Source organism: Christensenella sp. (assembly GCF_034927525.1).
In the GTDB taxonomy this organism is placed as follows: Bacteria; Bacillota; Clostridia; order Christensenellales; family Christensenellaceae; genus Christensenella.
In genome coordinates, this window is sequence record NZ_JAYFPU010000013.1 from 1 (window position 1) to 3044 (window position 3044).

Annotated in this window: 2 protein-coding genes; both read right to left on the bottom strand. The window is 40.1% G+C overall.

What is annotated here, in order from left to right:
- The coding region (locus VB081_RS00475) for a GBS Bsp-like repeat-containing protein (protein ID WP_323398905.1) at positions 1-1631 on the bottom strand (1631 nt) is incomplete at its 3' end.
- A gap of 149 nt (positions 1632-1780) precedes the next feature.
- Positions 1781-2986 (bottom strand): alginate O-acetyltransferase AlgX-related protein, encoded by a 1206-nt coding sequence (locus tag VB081_RS00480; RefSeq protein ID WP_323398906.1) that lies wholly within the window; start codon positions 2984-2986, stop codon positions 1781-1783.
- Between the last annotated feature and the right edge of the window lie 58 nt (positions 2987-3044).

The following is a 3044-nucleotide window of genomic DNA, read 5'->3' on the forward strand; positions in this document are numbered from 1 at the left end:
ATTCCTCCATTATAATTATGGTTGCTTATATTGACAATCGCACCATAATTGCCACCACCATATGCGCTACCTTTGTACCACTTTACATCTCCTGTTTTTTCGCTCCATACAGCAAACGTCACTTCCGCAACCCCTGACGGATCCGTTACGTTGAGAGCTCCTGCATGAAACTCAAGGCCATTCGGCCCTTCTCCAATGTCTGTTGCATTGCTTCCTGTGGACGTTGGTGGTGTCGTATCTACTACCACATCATAGGTCAACTGCCCTACCAAAATCTGATTATTTAAATAATCCGTAGCATATGTCCATACATTATAGCGACCGGTTTGATTACCATGGTTAGAAATATGAATGAGTGCACCATAGTCGCCGCCGCCATACGCATTTCCTTTGTACCATTTTACTTCACCTGTTTTGTCACTCCATACGGCAAACGTTACTTCTTTAATACCCATCGGCGCCGTCACTTTCAGCGCCCCGGCATGAAATAGCTTTCCACCTTCTCCATAAGGTGTTACATTCACCCCTTTAGCCGCCGGAGGAGTTGAATCAATCATATAACTGGCAGTGCCCAACAAGCCCTGATTCCCAAGTCTGTCCGTTGCATAAGATTGCACGTAATATCTACCAGTCTGATTTCCATGGTTGGCAATATTAATCAGTGCCCCATAGTCGCCACCACCATACGCATTTCCTTGATACCACTTTACATCCCCAGTTTTTTCATTCCACACCGCAAATTCAACCTTTGCAATTCCTGATGCATCTGTTACCTGCAATGCGCCGGCATGGAAGAATTTTCCGTCATCTCCATAGGGTGTCGCATTCACCCCTTTTGCTATCGGTGGAGTATTATCCCCATATTTGGCTCTGTAACTACTTACTCCATTTGCAATTCGGTTTGCGGTCTCCTCTTGTACAGTCCCATTCTTAATATTTTTTAAATCATTCGCATTCGACATAAATGCAACTTCAACCAACACTGACGGTACGATCGAGCGCGACGTAATTGAATTTACCTCATCATCTTTTACAGAAGGCTTTCGCGGCTGATATACATATCCTGGTTTTTTGAACTCGTTATCAATAAAAAAGGCCAAATCTTTCGATCGCGCCACAGATGTTGCATCCTTGCCATAATCAGCAGTGATCATACTCGAATAATATGTTTCATAACCATTGACAGTTTTATCCTTAAAATCATTATGGTGAACCGACACCACAAGATCCGGTCTTTTCGTGATAGACGGCTGAAAGACCCACGGCGTATTAATCGCGGGTAATAGTTCTGTCAGAAACTCATATTGCTTCCCACCGTATGAATTATTAGGATTCGGAGGCGCCGTAATAATACTCGGTAGTTCCGGTGCTATAGAGATTGGATTCGTCATATAAACGGTCATTCCTTTTGAAACGAGTGCATGGTAAAGCCTAACGGCAACTTGTTCATTATAAAGCGCTTCTGCTACTCCTTTTGAACTGGGGCCATGTCCCGGGTTGATAAAAACAACAAAACCGTCCCGCGCCTCTGCAGCTTTCGCCACCTGCGTTTCGCTTGGCACAAACGTCCATACACTCAAAGCAATTACAACAGAAAGGATCATTAATACTAATTTTTTTATTTTCTTCATCCAAAACCTCTTACAAAGACTTAACTTTCATTTATATGATTATAGGATACACTAATATAGCATATTATACCTTTTTCAGCATATTATTGCAACAAATTTATTTCAAATTTATGAATTAATCGTAACATTTTCGCATCATCCTATCGCTCTTACGTCAATGTCATGAATCCCGCTAACCTTTGGAAATCTGATAAGGAGAACGCTCTCTCTACTGCCTCAAAGACAACATAATCAGGCTGAAAATCATTTTGTATACTCCGAAGACTTTCTTGTGTCAGAGTTGCAGTACTGACAAAGACTACTTCCTTAAAAGTCTGTGATAGCATTGGCATCATGAAAGAATACACATAAGAATCGCCGATCACTAAAAGTTTTTTATCATTTAGGCTTTCTTGATTGATATAATAGTACAGTTGCACATCCGCTCCCAAGCTATGTGCATTTTTGTAATCTTCTGTTTTGTCTTCTCCAGTAAAGCCAAATTCATACTCATAGACGATGTCGTCCCAATTAAATACTTGATTTAAGAGTTCGGACCAATGCAAGTGTATCATTGCCCCATGGTATGGGATTTCTTTGACTGAAATAGTATCCTGTTCGATTTCTTTAAGCTGAGGGTCGAAATCTTGTAGTCCCCTCATCATTTGCTGATATCCTATGAATGCTCCATTCATATTCCAATGGGTTCCATCCTCATTGCTGTAGTAAAGCTTATCATAATCCTTTTTCGCTTCTTCAAGAGCATCTTTTAAAAATAATGCGTTGAGATCGCTACTTTCCTTCATATATTGCGTCCATAGTTCCAATTTACTTTGGTCAGATTGCCTGATGATCGTCGACAAATACCGTTCCGGATAAATCCCCTCCTTATCCGGGATCATTAAAATCAAGAATTCTGCTCCGTTTTCTTTCCAATAATCACGTATTGCTAGTACAGAAGGAAGCGTTCCCGCCATCTCTTCTTCTGAATAATGATTAATTCCCTGAAAAGTTTCAATGCCTGTATGCCCATCTGTATTATAAAAGATTTCACCAGGCTGTCCTTCCATAAAATTACCAACTTCAAGTTTGCGAAACAAGCCATACTTCAAGGCGGCATTCGCTACTGTTGCTTCTTCTCTAAAACCAATGTTGTCTGCAAGATAGGTTTCAAATTGAGCAAGAAAATCCGTATTAAACATATTGTCATCCATGATTATCTCTGGAAAATGAGCAGCGCCACGATTTTCCGTCTTTAATATCCGGTTTGGATCTGTATTTATACAAATCAAAGGCAATGCAATGAGTGCAAAAAATACAATTACAAAAATCACTTTTCCATTTATTTTTTTGACCAAATCAATAATTGATTTCAAGATTATTCCTCCTAGAACCTGAAATAAATAAAGGGATTATAGCTTGATGTCACAACGC